Here is a 21,656-nt window from a genome sequence, read left to right as displayed (position 1 = left end):
TCGATTCGCGTGTCGCGTTTAGTGCGAGTCATCGCGATGGCCTGCATCGCTCTGTGGAGCGGTGCAGGCGTCGGCGCGCCTGCTGACTTGGTCATTGATGATGTAACGGTGATCGATCCCTTCAGCGGGGAAGTGCTGGATCACCGGTCGGTTCATATCGCAGCCGGGAAGATAATAAAAATCCTGCCGGCGCTAGTACGGAGTGGCGCCGGTTCGATCGCAGCCGGGGCGGTGAATGTTGAGCCGGTGCGGGTACGGAAGGGCGCCGGTTCGATCGCAGCCGAAGCGGGGAATGTCGAGCCGGTGCGGATACGGAAGGGCTCGGAGGGAATCGCGGCCGAAGCGGTCAATGCTGAGCCGGTGCGGGGACGGAAGGGCTCGGAGGGAATCGCGGCCGAAGCGGAGAATGTCGAGCCGGTGCGGGTACGGAAAGGTTCGGAGGGAATCGCAGCGGAAGCGGTCAATGCTGAGCCGGTGCGGGGACGGAAGGGCTCGGAGGGGATCGTAGCGGAAGCGGGGAATGTTGAGCCGGTGCGGTTACGAACGGGCGCGGAGGTAATCGCAGCGGAAGTGGCGAACGTTGGGCCGGCCCGGGTTCGGAAGGGCGCAGGTCGGAATGCGAGCGCCGGTCGCTCTGGTCCGGGCCAGGGCGAGGGGGATGAAAATAATGATGTTGCTGCGGTATTGGACGGTGCCGGAAAGTTTCTGATTCCGGGGCTGTGGGACATGCACAGTCATCTTCGCGATTACGTCGAGTACGCGTTGCCGATGCATATCGCCTTCGGTGTCACTGGCATTCGTGACATGAGCGGCGACTGTCCCGATCCCAACGCCCCTTCCGCTTTCTGTATCGACGACGTTCGGCAACTCAACGATCGTATTGCCGCGGGCGCGGTCATCAGTCCGCGAGTGTTATGGGCATCTAGCGACTTCGTGCATGGCCCGGAGCTGCGGTCGAGTTTGCCGGCTAAGATGCCCGCCTATTTGTATCCGGCCACCGCAGAAGAAGGGCGTCTGGTCGCGGAGCATTGGAAAGCTCGCGGCGTCGATTTCATTAAAACTTATAACGGCATCCCGCCCGCCGCCTACTTCGCCCTCACCGATCGCGCTCGTGAGCTGGATATTGAAGTATCAGGTCATGTGCCACTCGGTGTATCCACTTCCGAAGCCGCGGCTCACGGGCACAAAACCATCGAGCATGCTCGCAGCATTCTCTATGACTGCAGCGACTACGGCCCAGAGTACCGAGCCGCGATGGAGGCGGTCGCCTCAGGCGTCACGAATGCGAAGGCGCCGGATTCCACCGAGAGAATGCGACGTACGGTGAATGAATTCGATGCGAAGCGTTGTGAGGCCATTCTTTCTGATCTGGCCAAGCAAGGCGTGTACTACACGCCAACCCATCTGACCCGTGAGTCAGATGCACGCGCCAGCGAGGCCGCCTATCGCAACGATCCCCGGTTGAAGTATGTGATTCCGAAGTGGCGGGACTATTGGGAATCCAACTTGAACTCATCGGCGTCGAAGCCCGCCGAGGTTCGCGAGTTGTATCGGCGCTTCCACGAACTGGGCTTGCAAGTCACCGGGATGGCGCACGCCGCGGGGGTGAAGATTCTCGCGGGAACGGATGCGTTCGATACGATGATTTTCCCCGGCGCGAGTTTGCACGATGAGTTCGTATTGCTTCAAAGGGCAGGGTTGCCGCCGATGGAAGTCCTGCGAACCGCGACGACCAACGCCGCCGAGTATCTGGGCCTGCAGCGTCAATACGGTGCGATCCAAGAAGGCTGGACGGCGGATCTGGTGCTGCTAAACGCAAATCCCCTCGAAGATATTCGCAACACGCGAGAGATCGCCGCCGTGATCGTTGGCGGGCGACTGTACGAACGAGCTCAGCTGGACGCGTTTCTGCGCGATGCTGAGCGGTATGTGGAGCAGGCCAAGGCGGGCCCCGCCGCTGGGGCTCACTGACAAACGAGGCAATCCCATATGCGCACTACCTCGAGCACCTCAACTGGGGACGCTCTACCGAACGTCCGGTGCCGACGACGCATACCGCCGTGGTAGGGGGCGTTACCAACCATTTGCTACCGCTTGATCGAACGCCGTCACGCGGTCGGCGCCGAACGTCGTCGGCGTGCCCCTTGACCTGAAAAACATTTGCTATGAAGAAAGCTGCTGCTGAAGTTGCCACCACAGTTACTCCCATCATCGGTGCCGAGCGCCGAAGGTCCCGCGCAGGCGCGTCGGTCATCGCTCTCGCGTCGCTGGCATTCGTGCAATGCCTGTCCGCGGCGGAGACGGGGCGCGATGCTGCCCGTATTCGCGCGGCCGAGACTGGCCTGAGGGATGCGGTGGAAGTGCAGGGGGCGCGGCAGGAGCGGTGGACGATTGCTGATCGGATGAAACATTGGGGCGTGCCCGGCGTCAGCGTCGCGGTGATTCGCGACGGCATGGTCGCATGGGCTAAAGGTTATGGATTGAAGCAGGCGGGAACGACCGACAAGATCGATACTGACACCGTCTTCTCCGTCGGCTCAGTGAGCAAAGTCGGTGCTGCCTCAGTAACGCTGCGATTGGTCGACGCCGGTCAGCTCAATCTCGATCACGACGTGAACGAGTACCTGACCCGCTGGAAAATTCCGCCGAACGCTTTCTCTTCCGCGCGTCCCGTGACCTTGCGCGGCATCCTGTCGCACACGGCCGGGTTGAACGTGCACGGCTTCCCGGACTTCAAGCCGGACGCGCCTGTCCCAACCCTCCTTGAAACATTGCAAGGCAAAGCACCCGCGCTGACGGAGCCCGTGCAAGTAACACATCTCCCCGGCACGAAGCTGGTCTACTCGGGCGGCGGCACGACCATCGAGCAGCTGATCATCGAAGAGCGCACGGGCCTGGATTTCTCGGCCGCCGCGCGCCGGCATGTATTCGATCCGCTCGGCATGAAGCGCAGCACCTATGAGAATCCTTTGCCGGCCTCGCATGGGAACATTGCCAAGGCCCACGATCGCGACGGCAAGCCCACCGCCTTGCCGCGCGGTTGGGAGACGATGCCTGAACTGGCCGCCTCGGGCCTCTGGACGACGCCGAGCGACTACGCAAAGCTGATGATCGCGTTGATGGATTCCTATCAGGGCGACGCAAACTCATTCCTCACTCACGAGCTCGCCATACAGATGATGACCGAAGTGGGCCCGAGCCGCGCCGGCCTCGGTCCGTTCCTGGATGGTCATGGATTGTCGCGCCGTTTCGCGCATTCGGGCTCGAACGATTCTTATAAGGCTTATATCGAAGGCTATCCCGCCACGGGTGACGGATTGGTGATCTTCACCAACGGCCGCCGCGGATTTCGGGTGATCAACGAGCTGCGCCGGGCAATCGCGATTGCAGAAGGTTGGCCGTTGACTGGCGTGACCACCGTGCCGGCCGTGACGCTGTCAGCGCCGCAACTTGCCGAGCTGACGGGCCTGTATATGGTCGCGCCCGCAGGTGGGGTCGTGAATACGCGCCACGGGGTGGCCGCTGAAGCTGCATATAAAGTGTCTGCTGACGGGACTCATCTGCGTATCAGCGATGCGAGCGGAGTGGGGCAGATCGAATTGATCGCCGAAGATCGTACGCACTTCGTTGCGGACGAAGATGCCGACGTGCGGGTGGAGTTTGTGCGTGGCTACGACGGCAGCATCGAGCGGTTGATTCATCGCTACGGCGAGTACGCGGTCGAAGCGATCAAGCAGAAATAGGAAAGTCTCCAACGTGCTCGCGAGCCATCGAATACAACGCCGTGCCGTCATGCCATCGCATCCCTCGGCGCAGGAGGTCGCTGGCAGAAAAGGCGACCAACGTCACGCGGCTCTAGCCGGATCGCGAGCCTGGACGATCATCGCGGCCATTGTTTCGCTGCTGTCGGCCGTCGCGCAGGCGGCCGACAGCCCGCGCATTCAACGATTGGAGCAGTCGTTGAAGTCGGAGGGGACGAAGGCGACCGACGCGTTCTGGCGTGAGATCGACAGTGCGGGCACGCCATTGATCGAGCGCGTGCCCGGGCGCGCCGATCGCATGTGGGTGACCTTCCTTTGGCGTCAAACAGCGCACCGTGACGCGACCGATATCGGTGTCGTCGGCATCTTCAATCAAACGCCGTGGCAATCGCACGATGGTCTGACGCAGCTGACCGGCAGCGATGTTTGGTATCGCACGTACGAGCTGGAGACCGACGCACGCGCTCCGTATGCATTCTCCTGGCCGGAAGGGCGCGTCACGGATGAGAAACCGCTGCGAAAGGAACTCCGTGTCGGCGGGATGAGAGAAATATTCCCTGATCCGCGCGCTCGGAAACAAATCCCCGAGGTGTTCTTCGCCCGCGAAACGCCCGTCGCCGAAGATTATTTCGAGGGCCCGGACGCCAGGCCTGAGCGCTGGCTGCAACAACGCGACGGCGTACCGCGCGGCGCGGTTGCAGAACGCGAGGTCACGAGTCGTATCCTGAACAACACCCGCAAAGTGGCGATCTACACGCCGCCGGGTCACAGCAAGAAGAACGGGCCCTACGCGTTGGTCGTGTTGTTCGATGGACTCTCTTACCTACAGAGTGCCGCCCTCCCGACGCAGCTCGATAACATGCGAGCCGATGGCGTGTTGCCGCCCGTCGTCGCCATCATGATTGATTACATCGACGCCGCGCATCGACAAAGCGAGCTGTCGGGCGAGCCGGCGTTCGGCCGCTTCATCGTCGAGGAGTTGCTGCCGGGCTTGCGAGGTGAGTTGCATTTGACTCGCGATCCGCGCAAGGCCGTCATCGCCGGTGCGAGCCGCGGCGGGCTCGCGGCCAGTTACATCGCCATTCGTCATCCGCAAATCTTCGGCAACGTGTTGGCGCAATCCGGTTCATTCTCGTGGGCGCCCAAAGGCGAGCCGGACGGCGCACTGTTACGGGAAGTGGCGGAGAAACCTGCATTGCCCGTGCGCTTTTATATGGTGGCGGGCACCTGGGAGAACCCTGATCGGATGCTCCGCTACAGCCGCGAGATGCGCGATCTGCTGGAAAAGAAGCGCTATCGGGTCAGTTACAGCGAGTACGCGGGCGGCCATACGTTCCTGAACTGGCGGGCGACGCTGCCGGACGGACTGATTACGTTAATCGGCCAGCAGCGCTAATTGTCGCAACCCGGGTACAGGGATGTACCCCGCCGCGCAGCGGCGAGCGAGCGGCAAAAGTCACGCCTTTTGCTGTTCGCACGAGGGTCGTGGCAGGATGCCCGATCCCGAGTCATAGAATATGCAGTGAAGATAACCCTTGCCATCATTGCGATGCTGCTGTTGGGGACGTGTTCCCAGCCGCCCAGCGTCATGGAGCAGATCTTGCGCAGTGGGGAGCTGCGCGTCGTTACTCGCAACTTGCCCAGCGCCTACTACCTGGGCGCGGACGGGCCGCAGGGGCCCGAGTTCGATCTGGCCGCGCGCTTTGCCGCCGAGTTGGGCGTCAAGCTGTTCATCTATTCCGTTCCCACGGTCGCCGACGTCGTGCGCGAGCTCGAATCGCGCCGGGCCCATATCGCCGCAGCCGGTCTGACGCGCGGCCTGCGGCTGCCGGGGCAAACAGGCTTCGGTCCGCCATATCAACAAGTGCGCGAGCATCTGATCTTCCGCCAGGGCGATCCGCGACCGCGACGGCTCGATCAAACCTACGACGGTCACATCGAAGTCGTCGCCAGCAGTGCGCACGCCGCCACGCTCGAGCAGTTGCGCGTCTATTACAGCAATCTGTCGTGGGTCGAGAACCCGGCGGTGGAAACAGAAGAGTTGTTGTATCGACTCTCCCGGCGCGAGTTCGATTACACGGTGGCGGATTCGAACGAGTTCGCCATCGGTCGCGCCTTCCATCCCGAAATCCGAGTGGCCTTCGATTTGTCCGGCGGCAAGGCGCTGGCGTGGGCGGTCGATGCACGCGATCCAAGCTTGCTCAAGCGAGTGACCGCGTTCTTCTCATCGGCGCGTGCCGAAGGACGGCTCGCGTCCATTCTCGATACGTATTACGGCGGCACGGATCGCTTCGATTACATTCAGGCGCGCGTGTTCATGGAGCACATCGAATCGCGTCTGCCGCAGTATCGGCATTGGTTCAAAGAAGCGGCGGGCTCGGTCGGTGTCGATTGGCGCTTGCTCGCGGCGGTGGGTTATCAGGAGTCGCATTGGGATCCGGCGGCGACATCACATACCGGCGTGCGCGGCTTGATGATGCTCACGGAAGAAACGGCGCAGGCGTTGAACGTCGGCGATCGACTCGATCCGCGCGCGAGTATTTTCGGTGGTGCGAAATATTTCGTCTGGCTGCGCGAGCAGATTCCCAAACGAATTCTCGAGCCGGATCGCACCTGGTTCACGCTGGCCGCATACAACGTCGGCGTCGGCCATCTCGAAGATGCGCGCATCCTGACGCAGATGCACGGCAAGGATCCGGATTCATGGAATGACGTACGTGAGCATTTGCCCTTGCTGACGCAGGAGAAGTGGTATTCACGCGTGAAGCGCGGTTATGCGAGAGGCTGGGAGCCGGTGCGCTTCGTCGAGAACATCCGGGGTTACATCGACATTCTGGATTGGGTCGCGACCGACACGGGTCCGGCGGCACAACGTGAGGCCGCGCCGGCGGCGACCACGACGAGCACGGCGCCGACAAATTCCAACAGCATGCTGACGCCGCGACGCTGATCGGACGATCGCGAGCGGCGAGGCACGTCTTCACGTTTGTGGATGAGGGACTAGCGCTTCTTCTGCTGCGCCTTCTCGGCGTACGTGCGGGACATCTCTTCGGCGAACAGCGTCGGCAGGTTCTGCTCGTTGCGCTGATTGAGCACCTGATAGAACTCGGTGTAGAGATCCCAATACTTCATCTTGTTGGCGGCGCCGAGCAGCGCGCCCCGCTTCAAGCCGCGGTCGAAACGTTCCTGCAATTCACCGGGCTCGATACGATTCATGACTTCGTCGATCGCCGCCTGGATCGCACCTGACAGCGCCTGCTGATGGGTGCGCAGATCGGCGAACGAATCGCGGATCGCATCCACCGGGCCGAGGTAGCGCGTGTTGTTGTGGCCGTCGAACAGCTTCACCAATGCTTCATCGACGCTCGCCGAGAACTTCAGCGGATTGTTGTCAGCCGGCTGAATCGACGTCTGGCTCAGGCGCAGACGATTCTTCTGATCGGCGCGGCTCTTGAGCACGTCCATCAAGCCGAGCACGACTTCGCGAGTCATCTGACCGGCGAGCTGTAGCAACGCGTGCTGGGTTTCCAGCGGGATCGAGGACGGATCGATACCGGCGCCGCGACAGAACGCTTCGACGCCGTTGGCCGGTTCGAGCGCAGGATCGGTGGAGCGACGTCCGGCGCGGGGCTCGGGCGGTGTCGGGGCCGCTACCGGTTTCTCGGCCGGTTTGGCCAGCGACGCGGGATTGGTCAACGCCTGCAGCGATTTGCGATCGTACGGCTTGGTCTGCATCTGCCAGTCGTCCGACTTAGCGCCGGGCACGACGGTACGCTGGTCGCCTTCATCTGGCGCATCCAGCAACGAGGCAAAGCCGCTGCGCGCCGGCTTGCCGGGCGCGGTGTTGTTCGCAAGACCGGGGCGCGTGGGCTGCAGATCGATGCCCAACGCCTTGTTGATATCGAACCCGCCGGGACCAATCGTCGGTGCGCTCGCGGCGGCAGTGGCCGGAGCTGCGGCGGTCGGGGCGGGGGCTGGCTTGATGGCCGCGTCGGTCAACAGGTCGGTGATGTCCAGTTCTTCGCCCAGGTCCATGATTTCCGGCGAAGGCAAGCCACGACGCGATGAGTTGCGCGCGGGGGCGGGCATCTGGCCGCTGGCATCCGGGGGAAAGTCCTGGCGCTCGTCGATACTGACGATAATTTCATAGTCGCCGAGCCGCAGCCGATCGCCGTCTTTCAGGGCATATGCGCCGTCGACCGAGGCGGGCACGTCAGAGCCGTTGATGAAGACTCCGTTGGTACTGGTATCCTCCATCATCCATTGGCCGGCACGAAACTCCACTTTGCAGTGGTGGCTGGAGATGTAGCGATCCGGGTCCGGCAGGATCCAGTCGTTGTCCGCGGCACGGCCGATCCGCCCGCCGGTGACGCCGAACAGGCGCGAGCTGCGCTTGCCGAGCGCTTTGTAGTGATCGCTGATGATGCGGAGTTTCAGTGCCATTGACCGAGAATTCAGGAGATTGCTTACGCGGTAGCGATCGCGGTGGTGGCGAGAAGTAGTTTACATAGCCTGGAACCGCAGCCTACCAACGAGGCCCGATAGCAAGATGGCAGCCAGTCACATTTTCAAGGTCGTGTTTGTCAACCAGGGCAAGGTCTACGAGATCTATGCCCGCAAGGTGAGTCACGGCTCGTTGTTCGGCTTCGTGGAAGTCGAGGAACTGGTGTTCGGCGAGCGTTCAGCCGTAGTGGTCGACCCTACGGAAGAAAAGGTGAAAGCCGAATTCGACGGCGTAAAACGCACCTATTTGCCCATGCATTCGGTGCTGCGCATCGACGAGGTGCGGCAGCAGGGCGTGAGCAAGATCAGCTCGTTCGAGGGCTCGAATGTCACCCCGTTCCCGATGCCGGTGTACACGCCTGGCGACAAGAAGTAGACAGCGAATTCCGGTATGATTCGCGCCCGTTCCGCTGCCCCTTCCGCACCGCATGCTGACACTGTCTGGCGCGCCTGCACTTTCTGATTTTCGCACTGCCCGCCTGCTTGCCGCCCTTCGATCGCGCGTCCCCGCGGTCGAGTCCCTGACCACGCGCTTTACGCATTTTGTTCAAGCGCCACGGGAGCTTACCGCTGACGAACGGCGCGTCCTGGAGGCGCTGCTGACCTACGGGCCGGCGCAGCCGAGCTCGGCGCCGGCCGCGTCCGACCAGCTCATCGTCATCATCCCGCGGCCGGGCACGATCTCGCCCTGGTCCAGCAAAGCCACCGATATCGCGCAGGTCTGCGGCTTGCAGGCCGTCGAGCGCATCGAGCGCGGCATCGCTTATTTCATCCGCGGCTCCAAGCCGCTGTCGCAGGCCGACCTCGAAGCCATGGCGCCGGCGCTGCACGATCGGATGACCGAAGCTGCCGTGTTTTCCTACGACGATGCGGCTCAATTGTTCGATCATCAGGCGCCGCGTCGCCTGAACACGGTGGCACTGCTGGCTCGGGGCCGCGAGGCGTTGGTGGAAGCGAACGAATCGCTCGGCCTGGCGCTGTCGACGGACGAGATTGACTATCTCGCCGACAACTTCAAGAAGCTCGGCCGCGATCCGACCGATGTCGAATTGATGATGTTCGCGCAGGCGAACTCCGAGCACTGCCGGCACAAGATCTTCAACGCGGACTGGATCATCGACGGCGAGCGTCAGCCGAAGTCGTTGTTCGCCATGATCAAGAACACGTACGCGAAGAATTCGCGGGGCGTGCTGTCCGCGTATCGCGACAACGCGGCCGTGATCGAAGGTCCGCTCGGCCGTCGCTGGTTCGCCGATGTGAATCAGCATACGTACGCGTTCAACGACGAGCCCATCGACATCCTGATGAAGGTGGAGACTCACAACCATCCGACCGCGATCTCGCCGTTCCCCGGCGCGGCGACGGGCTCGGGCGGTGAGATTCGTGACGAAGGCGCGACCGGTCGCGGCGGCAAGCCGAAAGCGGGTCTCGCGGGCTTCTCCGTCTCGCACTTGCGCATTCCCGGCTTCGAACAGCCGTGGGAGAAAGATTTCGGCAAGCCGGGTCGGATCGCGTCGGCACTCGACATCATGGTCGAGGGCCCGCTGGGGGCCGCGGCCTTCAACAACGAATTCGGTCGCCCCAACATTCTCGGTTACTTCCGCACGTTCGAGTTGGAAGCTGAGAAGTCGGGCTCGCGCGCCACGCTGCGCGGTTATCACAAGCCCATCATGATCGCGGGCGGCGTCGGCAATGTCCGTCGCATGCACGTCGAGAAGTCGGACATTCCTCCGGGCGCGAAGATCGTCGTGCTCGGCGGCCCGGCGATGCTGATCGGTTTGGGCGGCGGCGCGGCTTCGTCGGTCGGCAGCGGCGCGAGCACGGAAGATCTGGATTTCGCGTCCGTGCAGCGAGGCAATCCTGAGATTCAGCGACGCGCGCAGGAAGTCATCGACCAGTGCTGGGCGATGGGCAAGGACAATCCCATCCTGCTGATTCACGACGTCGGCGCGGGCGGTATTTCCAACGCCATCCCCGAGTCGATCGCGCACACTGAAGGCCGCGGCGGACGCATCGATCTGCGCACCGTTCCTTCCGTCGAGCCCGGCATGTCGCCGGTCGAGATCTGGTGTAACGAGGCGCAAGAGCGCTACGTGCTGCTGATCGACGCGAAGGACGTCAAACGCTTCTCCGAGCTGTGCGAGCGCGAGCGCTGCCCGTTCTCGGTGGTCGGCGATATCACCGACGATGGCTGGCTGAAGGTCGGCGATCCCTTGTTGAAAGATCCGCCGGTGGATCTGCCGCTCAACGTCATGCTCGGCAATCCGCCGAAGATGACTCGCGATGTAAAACGTTTGGCGCCGCTCGGCGATGATTTCGCGGGCGCGAAGCTCGACGTGCGCGATGCCGCCTATCGGCTGCTGCGCTTCCCGGCGATCGCGGATAAAACATTCCTCATTACGATCGGCGACCGCACGGTCGGCGGCATGATCAGTCGCGACCCGATGGTCGGGCCGTGGCAGGTGCCGGTCAGCGACGTTGCCGTGACCATCAGCGATTACACGTCGGCGACCGGTGAAGCGATGTCGATGGGCGAGCGCACGCCGCTTGCGCTGCTAAATGCTCCCGCTTCCGGCCGCATGGCGGTAGGCGAGGCTGTTACAAATATTGCTGCCGCTGACGTGGCCGCGCTCGATCAGGTCCGCTTGTCCGCCAACTGGATGGCTGCGTGCGGCGAGCCCGGTGAAGACGCGGATCTGTATGCGACGGTGAAGGCCGTCGGTGAAGAGTTCTGCCCGGCGTTGGGAATCACGATTCCCGTGGGTAAGGATTCGTTGTCGATGAAGACGACCTGGCAGGGCGATCAAGGTCCTCGCCGCATGGTCGCGCCGCTGTCGTTAATCGTTTCGGCATTCGCGCCGGTTCGCGATGTCAGTCGCACGCTCACTCCGCAACTGCGGCCGGAGCTCGACAGCTCGCTCGTCTTGATCGATCTGGGCGCGGGGCGCGATCGACTCGGCGGCTCGTGTCTCGCGCAGGTGTTCGGCAAGCTCGGTCACGAGGCGCCGGATTGCGACGATCCGAAAGTGCTCGCGAATTTCTTCGCGGCCATCGTTGAGCTGCGCGCGGCGGGTTCCATCGTCGCGTATCACGATCGTTCGGATGGCGGCTTGTTTGCAACGCTCGCCGAGATGGCGTTCGCCGGTCACTGCGGCGTCGATGTCGATCTCGGTGTCGATGTCCGCGATTGCGTCGCGGCCGCTTTCAGCGAAGAGCTGGGCGCGGTGCTGCAGGTTCGCACGGCCGATGTGAAGTCTGTGCTGAGCGTGTTGGATCGTCATGGCCTCGCGACCCTGAGTCGGGTCATTGGCAAGGTGACGAAAGAAGATCGCGTTCGCATTCGTTCTGGCGGCGAAGGCTTGCTGGACGAGTCGCGTACCGATCTGCATCGCGCGTGGTCGGAGACCAGCTTCCGCATGACGCAGCTTCGCGATAACCCGCGAGGCGCGCAGGAACAGTTCGAGACGGTCACCGACCCGAACAACCCGGGGTTGAACGTCAAGCTCAGCTTCGATCTGAATCAGGACATCGCCGCGCCCTTCATCGCGAAGGGTGCGCGGCCGAAAGTGGCGATTCTGCGCGAGCAGGGCGTGAACAGTCACGTGGAGATGGCCGCTGCGTTCCATCGCGCCGGCTTCGCGCCGTTCGACGTTCACATGACCGATCTGGTCGCGGGTCGTTTCGATCTGAACGATTTCCGCGGCATGGTCATCTGCGGAGGCTTCTCATACGGCGACGTGCTCGGTGCCGGCGAGGGCTGGGCGAAATCGATTCTGTTCCATTCGCAGCTGCGCGACTCGTTCACCAAGTTCTTCTATCGGCCGGAGACGTTCTCACTCGGTGTGTGCAACGGCTGTCAGATGATGGCGGCGCTGCGCGAGCTGATTCCGGGCACGGAAAACTGGCCGAAGTTCGTGCGCAATCGCTCCGAGCAGTTCGAAGGTCGCTTGAGCCTCGTCGAAGTGGTGAAGTCGCCGTCGTTGTTCTTCGCCGGCATGGAAGGCTCGCGCATGCCGATCGCCGTCGCACACGGTGAGGGTTACGCGGACTTCGCAGGCCGCGGCAACATCGACGCGCTGATCGGCTCGAATCTGATGTCGCTGCGCTTCGTCGACAATCAGGGCAACGCGACGGAACGTTATCCCGCAAACCCGAACGGCTCGCCGCGCGGTCTCACGGGCATCACGACACCGGACGGTCGCGTCACGTTGCTGATGCCGCATCCGGAGCGCGTGTATCGCACGTTCCAGAACTCGTGGCACCCTGACGGCTGGGCTGAAGACAGCCCGTGGATGCGAATCTTCCGGAATGCGCGGGTTTGGGTGGGCTGATCCCAGACGGTCCGTGTGAATTCGCGGACCACCATTTGCGTATCCCGACCCGCTGGTGAAGCGCGCATAACTCCGCGCTTCATTGCCTCGGAGGATTCGCCATGGGATTGCTCGATCAAATCAGCGGTGCGCTCGGTGGAGCGCTCGGACAGGGTCAATCGGGTAGTAAGGCGGCTGGCGGCGGTCTCGTCGCGGCGCTGTTGCCTCAAGTGCTTTCCATGCTCAGTCAGCCAGGCGCGCTGACTAATCTCGCCAATGGATTTCAGAACGCCGGACTCGGCAACGTGCTTCAGTCCTGGGTCGGTACCGGTCAGAACATGCCCATCTCGGGCGATCAAGTGAAACAGGTGCTCGGTGCGGGCAATGTCGCCGACTTGGGCGTACGAGCCGGGGTGAGCGAATCGGAAGCGTCGAACGCGCTCGCAGGCTTGCTGCCGCAAGTTGTCGACAAGCTCAGTCCTAATGGTCAGCTGCCCTCGCAGAACGATATGGGTTCTGCGCTCTCGTCGTTAGGCAAGCTGTTCCACTGAAGTGTTTTATTTCCAGCTGCCGGCGGCTTGTTGAGCAGCCGCATTCACGGGCCGGGCGATCAATCCGGTTTGTGAGATCGTGACTTCGTAACGCGCACCGTCCGACATTGGCATATAGGCGGCGTTGCCGTAGACGGCGTCGACGAAGGGCAGGCGATCGGGCTTGTCCAGTGTGAGCTGCCACAGATCCAGCCCGGGATTCTCGGCCAGTGGATACACGGTGCGCTCGGCGGTGCGCTCTTGCGCGATGTCGCGATAGCGGCCGCTGACGCGCTCCAGTCGATACTGCGCGTCGAGACCGAACAGGTTCGCCCAGCCTTTCCACTTCAGCACGCGGGCGTCGAGCTGCCACTCGTCGCCCGACAAAACAAACATCTGGATTTCGCCGTTCGGCACTTGCGTGAGCGTGGCGTTGAAGGTCTGCGGCCCGCGCTGCTCGAACACGATTTCCGCAACGGGCCGCTCGAGCGTCAGTTGCGCGTAGGTGCGCAGATTCAACGAAACCACGAACAACAACGCCGCGACGGCGAGGAATAACGAGCCGGTGAAGGCGCTGCCGCCCGCGGCGAGGAAGCGGGCGCGGAATAGCCGCTGACACGCCAGTATCAGCAGCAACAATCCGAAGATGGCAATGATCAGAATGACTGCGTTCGAGATCACGATGCCGCCATCCTTGTCATTGCCATCATTCGAGCTGCCTCACGCGTCGAGTTTCTTGTAACGAATACGGTGCGGGGTGGCCGCATCGTCGCCTTTACGGCGTTTGAAATCTTCGACGTATTCCGCGTAATTGCCTTCGAACCAGACCACTTCGGAGTTGCCTTCGAAGGCCAGGATGTGGGTGGCGATACGGTCCAGGAACCAGCGATCGTGCGAGATCACGATGGCGCAGCCCGGGAAGCCGAGCAGCGCTTCTTCCAGCGCACGCAACGTTTCCACGTCCAGGTCGTTGGTGGGCTCGTCGAGCATCAGCACGTTGCCGCCGCTCTTGAGCACCTTCGCCAGATGCACGCGATTGCGCTCGCCGCCCGACAGCTCGCCGATCAACTGCTGTTGCTGAGTGCCACGGAAGTTGAAGCGACCGACGTAGCCGCGCGACGCGGTTTCGTAGTTGCCGACCCTGATCATGTCGAGCCCGCCGGAGATCTCCTGCCATACGGTGTTGCTGTCGGTGAGCGACTGCCGCGATTGATCGACGTAGGCCAGCTGCACTGAGGGACCAATTCGGATCTCGCCGGCATCCGGTTTTTCCTGGCCGGTGAGCATGCGGAACATGGTGGTCTTACCGGCGCCGTTCGGGCCGATCACACCGACGATGCCGCCGGCCGGCAGGTTGAAGCTCAGATTGTCGAACAGCAGGCGGTCGCCGAAGCCTTTCTTCAAGCCCTTCGCTTCGATCACCAGCTCGCCCAGGCGCGGGCCGGGCGGAATGTAGATTTCGTTGGTTTCGTTGCGCTTCTGGAATTCCTGCGAGGCCAGCTCCTCGTAGCGCTGCATGCGGGCCTTGCTCTTGGCCTGACGCGCCTTCGGATTCGAGCGCACCCATTCCAATTCGCGCTCGAGGGTCTTGCGCAGACCTTCCTGTTGTTTCTCTTCCATGGCCAGGCGCTTCTCTTTCTGGTCGAGCCAGGAGGAGTAGTTGCCCTGCCAGGGAATGCCGTGGCCGCGGTCCAGTTCCAGGATCCAGCCGGCGACGTTGTCGAGGAAGTAACGATCGTGGGTCACCGCGATGACGGTGCCGGGATACTGCTCGAGGAAACGTTCCAGCCACGCCACCGATTCGGCGTCGAGGTGGTTGGTGGGCTCGTCGAGCAACAGCATGTCGGGCTTCGACAGCAGCAGACGGCACAGCGCTACGCGACGGCGCTCGCCGCCGGAGATCTTGGTCACATCCGCGTCCCAGGGCGGCAGACGCAAGGCGTCGGCGGCGACTTCGAGCGTGCGCTCCAGCTCCCAGCCGCCCTTGGCGTCGATGGCGTCCTGCAGCTTGGCCTGCTCTTCGAGCAGCTTGTTCATTTCATCCGGATCCAGCTCCGGATCGGCGAACTTGTCGCTGACCGCGTTGAAGCGATCGATCAGCGACTGCACATCGCCGACGCCTTCGAGCACGTTGCCGCGCACGTCCTTGTTCGGATCCAGGCCCGGCTCCTGCTTCAAGAAGCCGATCTTGATGCCGGGCTGCGGGCGCGCCTCGCCGTCGATCTCCTTGTCTTCGCCCGCCATGATGCGCAGGAGCGAGGATTTACCCGAGCCGTTCAAGCCCAGCACGCCGATCTTGGCGCCGGGAAAGAAGGACAGGGAGATGTCTCGCAGGATGATGCGCTTGGGCGGCACCACCTTGGAGACGCGGTTCATGGTGTAGATGAATTGGGCCATAAGCTCTCTGGCTCGGAGCGCCGAATGCGCGCAAAGGGGGCGGAATGATACAGCGTATCGAGGGATTTGCGGCTTAGCGAGCTGGTAAACCGTACCTACTGTCGCCAAGCGGCTACCGACATCGAGCAGAGTCGTGCAGCATTGGGCCCGATGACGCTGTACCTCGTATTGATCTTACCCTTCGTCGGCGCCCTGGGCGCGGCGCTCCTGCGGGCCAACGCCCGTAATGTGGAAGCCTGGCTCGCGGGCGCGGTCGCGATTTCCTGCGCGGCGATACTGGCGACGTTCTACCCGGACATGGTCGCGGGGCGTGTCGTGCAGGTCGCGGTGGACTGGCTGCCCCAATATGGACTGACCTTCGGGCTGCGCCTCGACGGCTTCGCATGGATGTTCGCCATGATGGTGACCGTCATTGGCGCATTGGTGGTGGTCTATGCGCGCTACTACATGTCGCCCGCCGATCCGGTGCCACGCTTCTTCTCGTTCCTGCTGGCCTTCATGGGCTCGATGCTCGGCGTGGTGTTGTCGGGCAACCTGATCCAGCTGGTGATGTTCTGGGAACTGACCAGCTTCACCTCGTTCGTGCTGATTGCTTACTGGTATCACCGCACCGACGCGAGAGCCGGAGCGCGCATGGCGCTGACCGTGACAGCGGCCGGTGGCATGTGCCTGTTGGCTGCCGTTCTGATGTTGGGTCACATCGCGGGCAGTTATGACCTGGATCGTGTGATCGCGGCGGCTGATGCTGTTCGTGCGCATGAGCTTTACCCGTGGATCTTGTCGCTGGCGTTGCTCGGGGCTTTCACCAAGAGCGCGCAGTTTCCATTCCACTTCTGGCTGCCGCGCGCGATGGCGGCGCCGACGCCGGTGTCGGCGTACCTGCACTCGGCGACCATGGTCAAAGCCGGTGTGTTTCTGCTGGCCCGGCTGTGGCCGATCCTGTCGGGCACCGATCTTTGGTTTGCCATCGTCTGCAGTGCCGGCTTGGCATCGCTACTGGTCGGCGCATACGCCGCGACTTTCCAGCGCGATATGAAGGGCGTGCTGGCGTACTCCACGATCAGTCACCTCGGGCTCATCACGCTGCTGCTGGGCATGAACAGCACGCTCGCGCTGGTCGCGGCCGTGTTCCACATGCTCAACCACGCGACCTTCAAGGCGTCGCTGTTCATGGCGGCGGGCATCGTGGATCACGAGACCGGCACGCGCGATTTGAAACGCCTCGGCGGTCTGTATCACGCGATGCCGATTACCGCGACGCTCGCGATGGTGGCTGCCGCTGCGATGGCGGGCGTGCCGCTGTTGAACGGGTTCCTGTCGAAAGAAATGTTCTTCGCGGAAACCATCTTCGCAGGCGAAGCTTTGTGGTTGCGGATCACGTTGCCGGCGACCGCGACGCTGGCCGGCATGTTCAGCGTCGCGTACTCGGCCCGCTTCATTCGGCAGGTGTTCTTCGGCACGGCGCCGGGAGAGTTGCCTCGCACACCGCATGAGCCGACGCGTTGGATGCTCCTGCCCAGCGCGACGCTGGTGTTGCTGTGTTTGTTGGTGGGTATGTTGCCCGCGCGCACGATCGGTCCGGTGCTGGATCTTGCGACTCGCGCGATTCTGAGCGATGGCCGCATGCCGGCGTACAGCCTCAAGGTATGGCATGGCTTGAATACACCGTTGCTGATGAGCGCGGCGGCCTTCATGGGCGGCTTGGCGATTCACGCGTGGCTGACGCGTCTCGGTCATCCGGAAGGTGTGTTGGCGCCGCTGTTCCGCCGCTTCGATGGCAAGCGCGCATTTACGATTGTGCAGATCCGCATGATCCGCGCCGCGGGCATGTTGGTGCGTGCCATCTCGTCCACGCGATTGCAGACCCAGCTGGCATTGATCGTGGTCGCCGTCATCGCCGCGGCGATGGTCGCCACGGTGGGACAATTAAGCTTCGATGCCACCACTGCCTTGACGCAGATCGATCCGGCCTTCGCATTGTTGTGGTTGGTCGGCGCCGCGTGTGCGGTCGGCGCGGCGTTACAGGCGAAGTTCCATCGGCTCGCGGCATTGATCATGGTCGGCTGCGCCGGTCTGGTCACATCGCTCACGTTCGCGTGGTTCTCCGCGCCCGATCTGGCGCTGACCCAAGTGAGCGTCGAAGTCGTGACGACCGTATTGTTGCTGCTCGGATTGCGCTGGATGCCGAAACGAATGCCGCTGGAGTTGCAGAATCGGGACTCAGTGCGTGCACGAGCGCGTCGCGTTCGCGATGCCACTCTGGCCATCGTTGCGGGCATCGGCATGGCTGTGCTGGCTTACGTGGTGCTCACCAAGCCGGCGGGCCCGGGCATTCGCGATTTCATCGTGAAAAACACGTTGCCGGGCGGCGGTGGGCACAACATCGTCAACGTGATCCTGGTCGATTTCCGTGGCTTCGATACGTTCGGCGAGATCACGGTGCTCGGCATCGTCGCGCTGACGATCTATAAGTTGTTACGCCGATTCCGACCGGCGCCGGAGGTCGTGACGACGTCAGCGGATAAACGCGATCCGGCGCGCGAGCTGCCCGATCCGCGCGATCCTGTGCCGAAGGGCGTGATGCTGGTGCCGGCGATCATCGGGCGATTGTTGTTACCGATGGCCGGCGTGGTGTCGGTGTTCTTTCTGTTACGAGGTCACAACGCACCCGGCGGCGGATTCGTCGGCGGTCTGGTGATGGCGACGGGATTCATTGCGCAGTACCTGGTCAACGGCACGTTGTGGGTGGAGTCGCGTCTGCGCATTCATCCGCAGTACTGGATCGCCGGCGGCTTGCTGTGCGCGGCCGGCGCCGGCTGCCTCGCGTGGTTCGCTTCGTTGCCGTTCATGTCTGCGATTGTTTGGGAACCCAAGCTGCCGTTGTTGGGCAAGCTGCATCTGTCGAGCGTGTTGGTATTCGATCTCGGCGTGTATCTGCTCGTCGTGGGCACGACGACTCTCATGTTGATTGCGTTGGCGCATCAGTCGCTGCGCAGTCATCGCCGCGCGGCCGAGGCCGAGGAAATGACCAGCATTAGGATGGTTCGCTGATGGAGCTGATTTATTCCCTCGCCATTGGAATCTTCTTCGCTTGCGGCGTGTGGCTGCTGCTACGGCCGCGTACCTTCCAGGTGATTCTCGGTCTCGCGCTGCTGTCCTATGCGACCAACTTGTTTATTTTCGCGATGGGACGGCTGACGCTCGACCGGCCGCCGCTGATCGATCCCAACGTGGTGGCCGACGCGTCGCTGTATGACGATCCCATCCCGCAAGCGCTGGTGTTGACCGCCATCGTCATCGGGTTCGCGACCACGGCGTTGTTCCTGGTGATGTTGATCGCCTCGCGCGGCTTCACCGGCACCGACCACGTCGACGGCGTGGAGAAGGGCGAATGAGCACGCTGCTGCGACATCTGCCCGTCCTGCCCATCGTGTTGCCGCTCATCAGCGGCGCGCTGCTGCTGTTCCTGCCTCAGACTCGCACGTTGCTACGGTCGTCGATTGCGTTGCTCACGACGCTGGCTCAAGTCGCGATTGCCGCGTACCTGTTGTATCGGCTGATCTATCCGCAGCCTGGATTGCTCGAGCACGGCGTCGAGGTGTACGCGCTGGGCGGCTGGGTGGCGCCGTACGGCATCGTGCTGGTCGTCGACCGATTATCGGCGTTGATGCTGGCGCTGAACGCGATCATCGCGTTGGCCGTGCACGTCTATTCGCTGGCGGGTTGGGATCGTATCGGGGTGCATTACCACTCGATGCTGCAGTTCCTGTTCATGGGCTTGAACGGCGCATTTCTCACCGGCGATCTGTTCAACCTGTTTGTGTTCTTCGAGATCCTACTGTCGGCTTCATACGGTCTGCTGTTGCACGGCTCGAATGTCGTGCGCGTGAGAGCCGGCTTGCACTACGTCGCGGTGAACCTGACGGGCTCGCTGATATTCCTCATCGGCGTGGCATTGATCTACGGTGTCGCCGGCACGTTGAACATGGCGGATCTCGGCGTGCAATGGGCCGCCATGGCGCCCGGCGATCGCAGCTTGTTCGAAGCGGGCGTCGGCATTCTCGGCATCGCGTTTCTGATCAAGGCCGGCATCTGGCCGCTCAACTTCTGGCTGCCCACGACCTATACCGCTGCCAGCCCGCCGGTCGCGGCGATGTTCGCGATCATGACCAAGGTCGGAGTGTATTCGCTGTTACGTATGGGCTCGCTGCTGTCCGTTCCTGAGACGCCGGCGCCCTTTGCCGGGCCCTGGTTGTTCTACGGGACGGTCGCGACGATGTGGTTCGGCATCGTCGGCATGCTGGCGGCGAAACAGCTGACGCGTCTGGTCGCGTTCTCGGTGATTGTTTCTTCCGGGACGTTGCTTGCGGTGGTCGCGCTCGGCGTGACGACGGCGGTCGCGCCTGTGCTGTTGTATCTGATTGCATCGGTGCCGGCGGGCACGGCGTTCTTTCTGATCGCCGGCATGAGCGAGCGACTGCGCGTCAATGCCGTCACCGAGACGATGGCGCCGCAGCCGACGACGTACACGGCCTTCATGGCGGGCGATCCGCATGAAGTAGGCGACAACGAACTCGACGAAGTCGGCGTTGCGATTCCGGCGGCGCTGGCGTTTCTCGGCATGGCGTTTGTGAGTTGCACGATTCTCACGACCGGTCTGCCGCCGCTGGTGGGGTTCATCGCGAAGTTCTCGATGATCTCGGCGTTGCTCGGCGCGGCCATGGAGCAATCGTCCCTGGATGCCTGGTTGTTGATTGTTTCTTTGCTCGCGGCCGGCTTCGCCGGATTGTTTGCCTTGACCAAGCGCGGCATGCGCAGCTTCTGGTCGACGGCAGCCACGACTCCGCGATTGCGCTTCATCGAGGCCATGCCGGTCGCGTTCCTGATCCTGATATGCGTCGCGATGACCGTCATGGCCGGCCCCGTGATGTCCTATCTCGATCTCGCGGCGGAATGGCTGCATGAGCCGAACGCTTATATTCGCGCGGTTCTGCCGACCCGAGAGGTGCTGCCATGATGCGCATCCCCGTGTTGTTGCCGCTGGGTCTGACGGTGCTGTGGCTGGTGCTCACCGAGACGCTGAGCTTGGGCAACGTCGTGCTCGGCCTGGTGGTGGGCTTCGGCATGGTGCTGAGCTTTCAGAAGCTGCGGCCGGTCCGGCCGCGTCTCGGGCGTGTGCACGTTGCGTTCGGATTGGTGTTCAAGGTGCTGGTGGACATCGTCAAATCCAATCTCGCCGTGGGGCGCATCGTGCTCGGGCTGACGGGCGGGCGCGAAGTGAGAAGCGGCTTTCTCGACATTCCGCTGGATATGCGCGATCCGCACGGGCTGGCCGTGCTCGCGATGATCGTGACAGCGACGCCGGGCACTGTCTGGTCGGGGCTGGCCGATGACTCATCGATGCTGAGATTGCACGTACTGGATCTGCAGGATCCGGAGGAGTGGATTCGCACGATCAAACAGCGCTATGAGCGGCCGCTTCGGGAGATCTTCGAATGAACACAGTACTGCACGCGGCGGTGTGGTTCGCGCAGTTGTGTTTCGCGCTGGCGATGGTGAATGCCGCAATCGCCATGATGCGAGGGCCGACCGCGCAGGATCGAGTGCTCGCGCTCGACACGCTTTATATCAACGGCATGTTGACGCTGCTGTTGTTCGGTGTGCGCTGGACCTCGGCGGTGCACTTCGAGGTCGCCATGCTGATTGCGCTGTTCGGGTTCGTCGGCTCGGCGTCGTTGGCGATGTTTCTCTATCGAGGCGAGGTGATCGAGCCATGATGCCGGATATTCCAGCCTGGGTCGCATTGCCGGCCACGCTGCTGCTGATCGTCGGCGGGTTGCTGACGCTCGTGGGCTCGATTGGCCTGTTACGGCTGCCGAACTTCTTCATGCGCATTCACAGCGTTTCCATGGGCAACACGCTCGGCGTGGGCTGCGTGCTGGTGGCGTCGATGCTGATCGCTTCAGCGGTGGCGCACCGGCCGGTCATTCATGAACTGTTGATTACCCTGTTCGTGGTGGTGACCGCGCCCATTACCGCCATCGTGCTGATGCAGGCCGCGATCAGAAGAACCAAGCCGCCGAAGCAGTGATTTGCCCTCACGTTCCGGGTACAGTGCGGCATCCGTCTCTTTGCGTGGCATCGATGTTCGTAGC

Annotated in this window: 16 protein-coding genes; 13 read left to right on the top strand and 3 right to left on the bottom strand. The window is 62.7% G+C overall.

What is annotated here, in order from left to right:
• Window positions 1–9: 9 nt before the first annotated feature.
• The 4 genes from ACFPN2_RS37020 (at window position 10) to mltF (ending at window position 6,711) form a co-directional block, all read left to right on the top strand.
• Window positions 10–1,971 carry an amidohydrolase family protein gene (locus tag ACFPN2_RS37020; RefSeq protein WP_380606150.1) on the top strand — a complete coding sequence of 654 codons (1,962 nt, stop codon included), beginning with the start codon at window positions 10–12 and terminating at the stop codon, window positions 1,969–1,971.
• Between the two features lie 194 nt (window positions 1,972–2,165).
• Entirely contained in the window at window positions 2,166–3,743 is a 1,578-nt protein-coding gene (locus tag ACFPN2_RS37015; protein ID WP_380606148.1) for a serine hydrolase domain-containing protein, read from the top strand.
• A 49-nt stretch (window positions 3,744–3,792) separates the two neighbouring features.
• Window positions 3,793–5,157 carry an alpha/beta hydrolase-fold protein gene (locus tag ACFPN2_RS37010; protein ID WP_380606147.1) on the top strand — a complete coding sequence of 455 codons (1,365 nt, stop codon included), beginning with the start codon at window positions 3,793–3,795 and terminating at the stop codon, window positions 5,155–5,157.
• Between the two features lie 126 nt (window positions 5,158–5,283).
• The gene (mltF, locus tag ACFPN2_RS37005) at window positions 5,284–6,711 is read left to right on the top strand and encodes a membrane-bound lytic murein transglycosylase MltF (protein ID WP_380606145.1); all 1,428 of its coding nucleotides are present in this window, start codon (window positions 5,284–5,286) and stop codon (window positions 6,709–6,711) included.
• A gap of 50 nt (window positions 6,712–6,761) precedes the next feature.
• On the opposite strand, the gene tagH is transcribed toward mltF, so the two are convergent.
• Window positions 6,762–8,204 (bottom strand): type VI secretion system-associated FHA domain protein TagH, encoded by a 1,443-nt coding sequence (tagH, locus tag ACFPN2_RS37000; RefSeq protein WP_380606143.1) that lies wholly within the window; start codon window positions 8,202–8,204, stop codon window positions 6,762–6,764.
• A 106-nt stretch (window positions 8,205–8,310) separates the two neighbouring features.
• Here tagH and ACFPN2_RS36995 point away from each other — a divergent pair, with 106 nt between their 5' ends.
• From ACFPN2_RS36995 to ACFPN2_RS36985, 3 genes are all read left to right on the top strand, one after another.
• Window positions 8,311–8,640 carry a DUF1820 family protein gene (locus ACFPN2_RS36995; protein WP_380606141.1) on the top strand — a complete coding sequence of 110 codons (330 nt, stop codon included), beginning with the start codon at window positions 8,311–8,313 and terminating at the stop codon, window positions 8,638–8,640.
• 52 nt (window positions 8,641–8,692) lie between these two features.
• On the top strand, window positions 8,693–12,595 hold the full coding sequence (gene purL / locus ACFPN2_RS36990) for a phosphoribosylformylglycinamidine synthase (protein ID WP_380606139.1): 3,903 nt from the start codon (window positions 8,693–8,695) through the stop codon (window positions 12,593–12,595).
• Window positions 12,596–12,696: 101 nt separating this feature from the next.
• Window positions 12,697–13,125 carry a YidB family protein gene (locus ACFPN2_RS36985; protein ID WP_465270397.1) on the top strand — a complete coding sequence of 143 codons (429 nt, stop codon included), beginning with the start codon at window positions 12,697–12,699 and terminating at the stop codon, window positions 13,123–13,125.
• Window positions 13,126–13,131: 6 nt separating this feature from the next.
• Here ACFPN2_RS36985 and ACFPN2_RS36980 read toward each other — a convergent pair whose 3' ends face one another.
• Both ACFPN2_RS36980 and ettA read right to left on the bottom strand, forming a co-directional pair.
• The gene (locus ACFPN2_RS36980) at window positions 13,132–13,785 is read right to left on the bottom strand and encodes a hypothetical protein (protein WP_380606137.1); all 654 of its coding nucleotides are present in this window, start codon (window positions 13,783–13,785) and stop codon (window positions 13,132–13,134) included.
• A 39-nt stretch (window positions 13,786–13,824) separates the two neighbouring features.
• Window positions 13,825–15,501, bottom strand: coding sequence for an energy-dependent translational throttle protein EttA (gene ettA, locus ACFPN2_RS36975; protein WP_380606135.1), 1,677 nt, complete (start codon window positions 15,499–15,501; stop codon window positions 13,825–13,827).
• A 150-nt stretch (window positions 15,502–15,651) separates the two neighbouring features.
• On the opposite strand from ettA, the gene ACFPN2_RS36970 reads away from it, so the two are divergent.
• The 6 genes from ACFPN2_RS36970 to mnhG are packed head-to-tail and all read left to right on the top strand — an operon-like array spanning window position 15,652 to window position 21,592.
• A complete protein-coding gene (locus ACFPN2_RS36970) occupies window positions 15,652–18,552 on the top strand; it encodes a monovalent cation/H+ antiporter subunit A (protein ID WP_380606133.1) in 2,901 nt (966 codons plus the stop codon).
• Window positions 18,552–18,896 carry a Na+/H+ antiporter subunit C gene (locus ACFPN2_RS36965; RefSeq protein ID WP_380606131.1) on the top strand — a complete coding sequence of 115 codons (345 nt, stop codon included), beginning with the start codon at window positions 18,552–18,554 and terminating at the stop codon, window positions 18,894–18,896. The genes ACFPN2_RS36970 and ACFPN2_RS36965 overlap by 1 nt, the downstream gene beginning before the upstream one ends.
• Window positions 18,893–20,518, top strand: coding sequence for a monovalent cation/H+ antiporter subunit D (locus ACFPN2_RS36960; RefSeq protein ID WP_380606129.1), 1,626 nt, complete (start codon window positions 18,893–18,895; stop codon window positions 20,516–20,518). The genes ACFPN2_RS36965 and ACFPN2_RS36960 overlap by 4 nt, the downstream gene beginning before the upstream one ends.
• Window positions 20,515–21,000 (top strand): Na+/H+ antiporter subunit E, encoded by a 486-nt coding sequence (locus ACFPN2_RS36955; protein ID WP_380606127.1) that lies wholly within the window; start codon window positions 20,515–20,517, stop codon window positions 20,998–21,000. The genes ACFPN2_RS36960 and ACFPN2_RS36955 overlap by 4 nt, the downstream gene beginning before the upstream one ends.
• Window positions 20,997–21,278 (top strand): K+/H+ antiporter subunit F, encoded by a 282-nt coding sequence (locus ACFPN2_RS36950; protein ID WP_380606125.1) that lies wholly within the window; start codon window positions 20,997–20,999, stop codon window positions 21,276–21,278. The genes ACFPN2_RS36955 and ACFPN2_RS36950 overlap by 4 nt, the downstream gene beginning before the upstream one ends.
• On the top strand, window positions 21,275–21,592 hold the full coding sequence (gene mnhG, locus ACFPN2_RS36945; protein WP_380606123.1) for a monovalent cation/H(+) antiporter subunit G: 318 nt from the start codon (window positions 21,275–21,277) through the stop codon (window positions 21,590–21,592). The genes ACFPN2_RS36950 and mnhG overlap by 4 nt, the downstream gene beginning before the upstream one ends.
• Window positions 21,593–21,656 lie beyond the last annotated feature (64 nt).

This window comes from Steroidobacter flavus, from assembly GCF_042651805.1.
Classification (GTDB): domain Bacteria; phylum Pseudomonadota; class Gammaproteobacteria; order Steroidobacterales; family Steroidobacteraceae; genus Steroidobacter; species Steroidobacter flavus.
This window is presented reverse-complemented; position numbering and strand designations above follow the sequence as displayed.

Excerpts from the sequence above, each read along its gene's own strand:
- ACFPN2_RS37015 (WP_380606148.1), top strand. The coding sequence starts at position 2,166 with ATGAAGAAAGCTGCTGCTGAAGTTGCCACCACAGTTACTCCCATCATC.
- ACFPN2_RS37010 (WP_380606147.1), top strand. The coding sequence starts at position 3,793 with ATGCCATCGCATCCCTCGGCGCAGGAGGTCGCTGGCAGAAAAGGCGAC.
- tagH (WP_380606143.1), bottom strand. The coding sequence starts at position 8,204 with ATGGCACTGAAACTCCGCATCATCAGCGATCACTACAAAGCGCTCGGC.
- ACFPN2_RS36995 (WP_380606141.1), top strand. The coding sequence starts at position 8,311 with ATGGCAGCCAGTCACATTTTCAAGGTCGTGTTTGTCAACCAGGGCAAG.
- purL (WP_380606139.1), top strand. The coding sequence starts at position 8,693 with ATGCTGACACTGTCTGGCGCGCCTGCACTTTCTGATTTTCGCACTGCC.
- ACFPN2_RS36985 (WP_465270397.1), top strand. The coding sequence starts at position 12,697 with ATGGGATTGCTCGATCAAATCAGCGGTGCGCTCGGTGGAGCGCTCGGA.
- ettA (WP_380606135.1), bottom strand. The coding sequence starts at position 15,501 with ATGGCCCAATTCATCTACACCATGAACCGCGTCTCCAAGGTGGTGCCG.
- ACFPN2_RS36970 (WP_380606133.1), top strand. The coding sequence starts at position 15,652 with ATGACGCTGTACCTCGTATTGATCTTACCCTTCGTCGGCGCCCTGGGC.
- ACFPN2_RS36965 (WP_380606131.1), top strand. The coding sequence starts at position 18,552 with ATGGAGCTGATTTATTCCCTCGCCATTGGAATCTTCTTCGCTTGCGGC.
- ACFPN2_RS36960 (WP_380606129.1), top strand. The coding sequence starts at position 18,893 with ATGAGCACGCTGCTGCGACATCTGCCCGTCCTGCCCATCGTGTTGCCG.
- ACFPN2_RS36955 (WP_380606127.1), top strand. The coding sequence starts at position 20,515 with ATGATGCGCATCCCCGTGTTGTTGCCGCTGGGTCTGACGGTGCTGTGG.
- ACFPN2_RS36950 (WP_380606125.1), top strand. The coding sequence starts at position 20,997 with ATGAACACAGTACTGCACGCGGCGGTGTGGTTCGCGCAGTTGTGTTTC.
- mnhG (WP_380606123.1), top strand. The coding sequence starts at position 21,275 with ATGATGCCGGATATTCCAGCCTGGGTCGCATTGCCGGCCACGCTGCTG.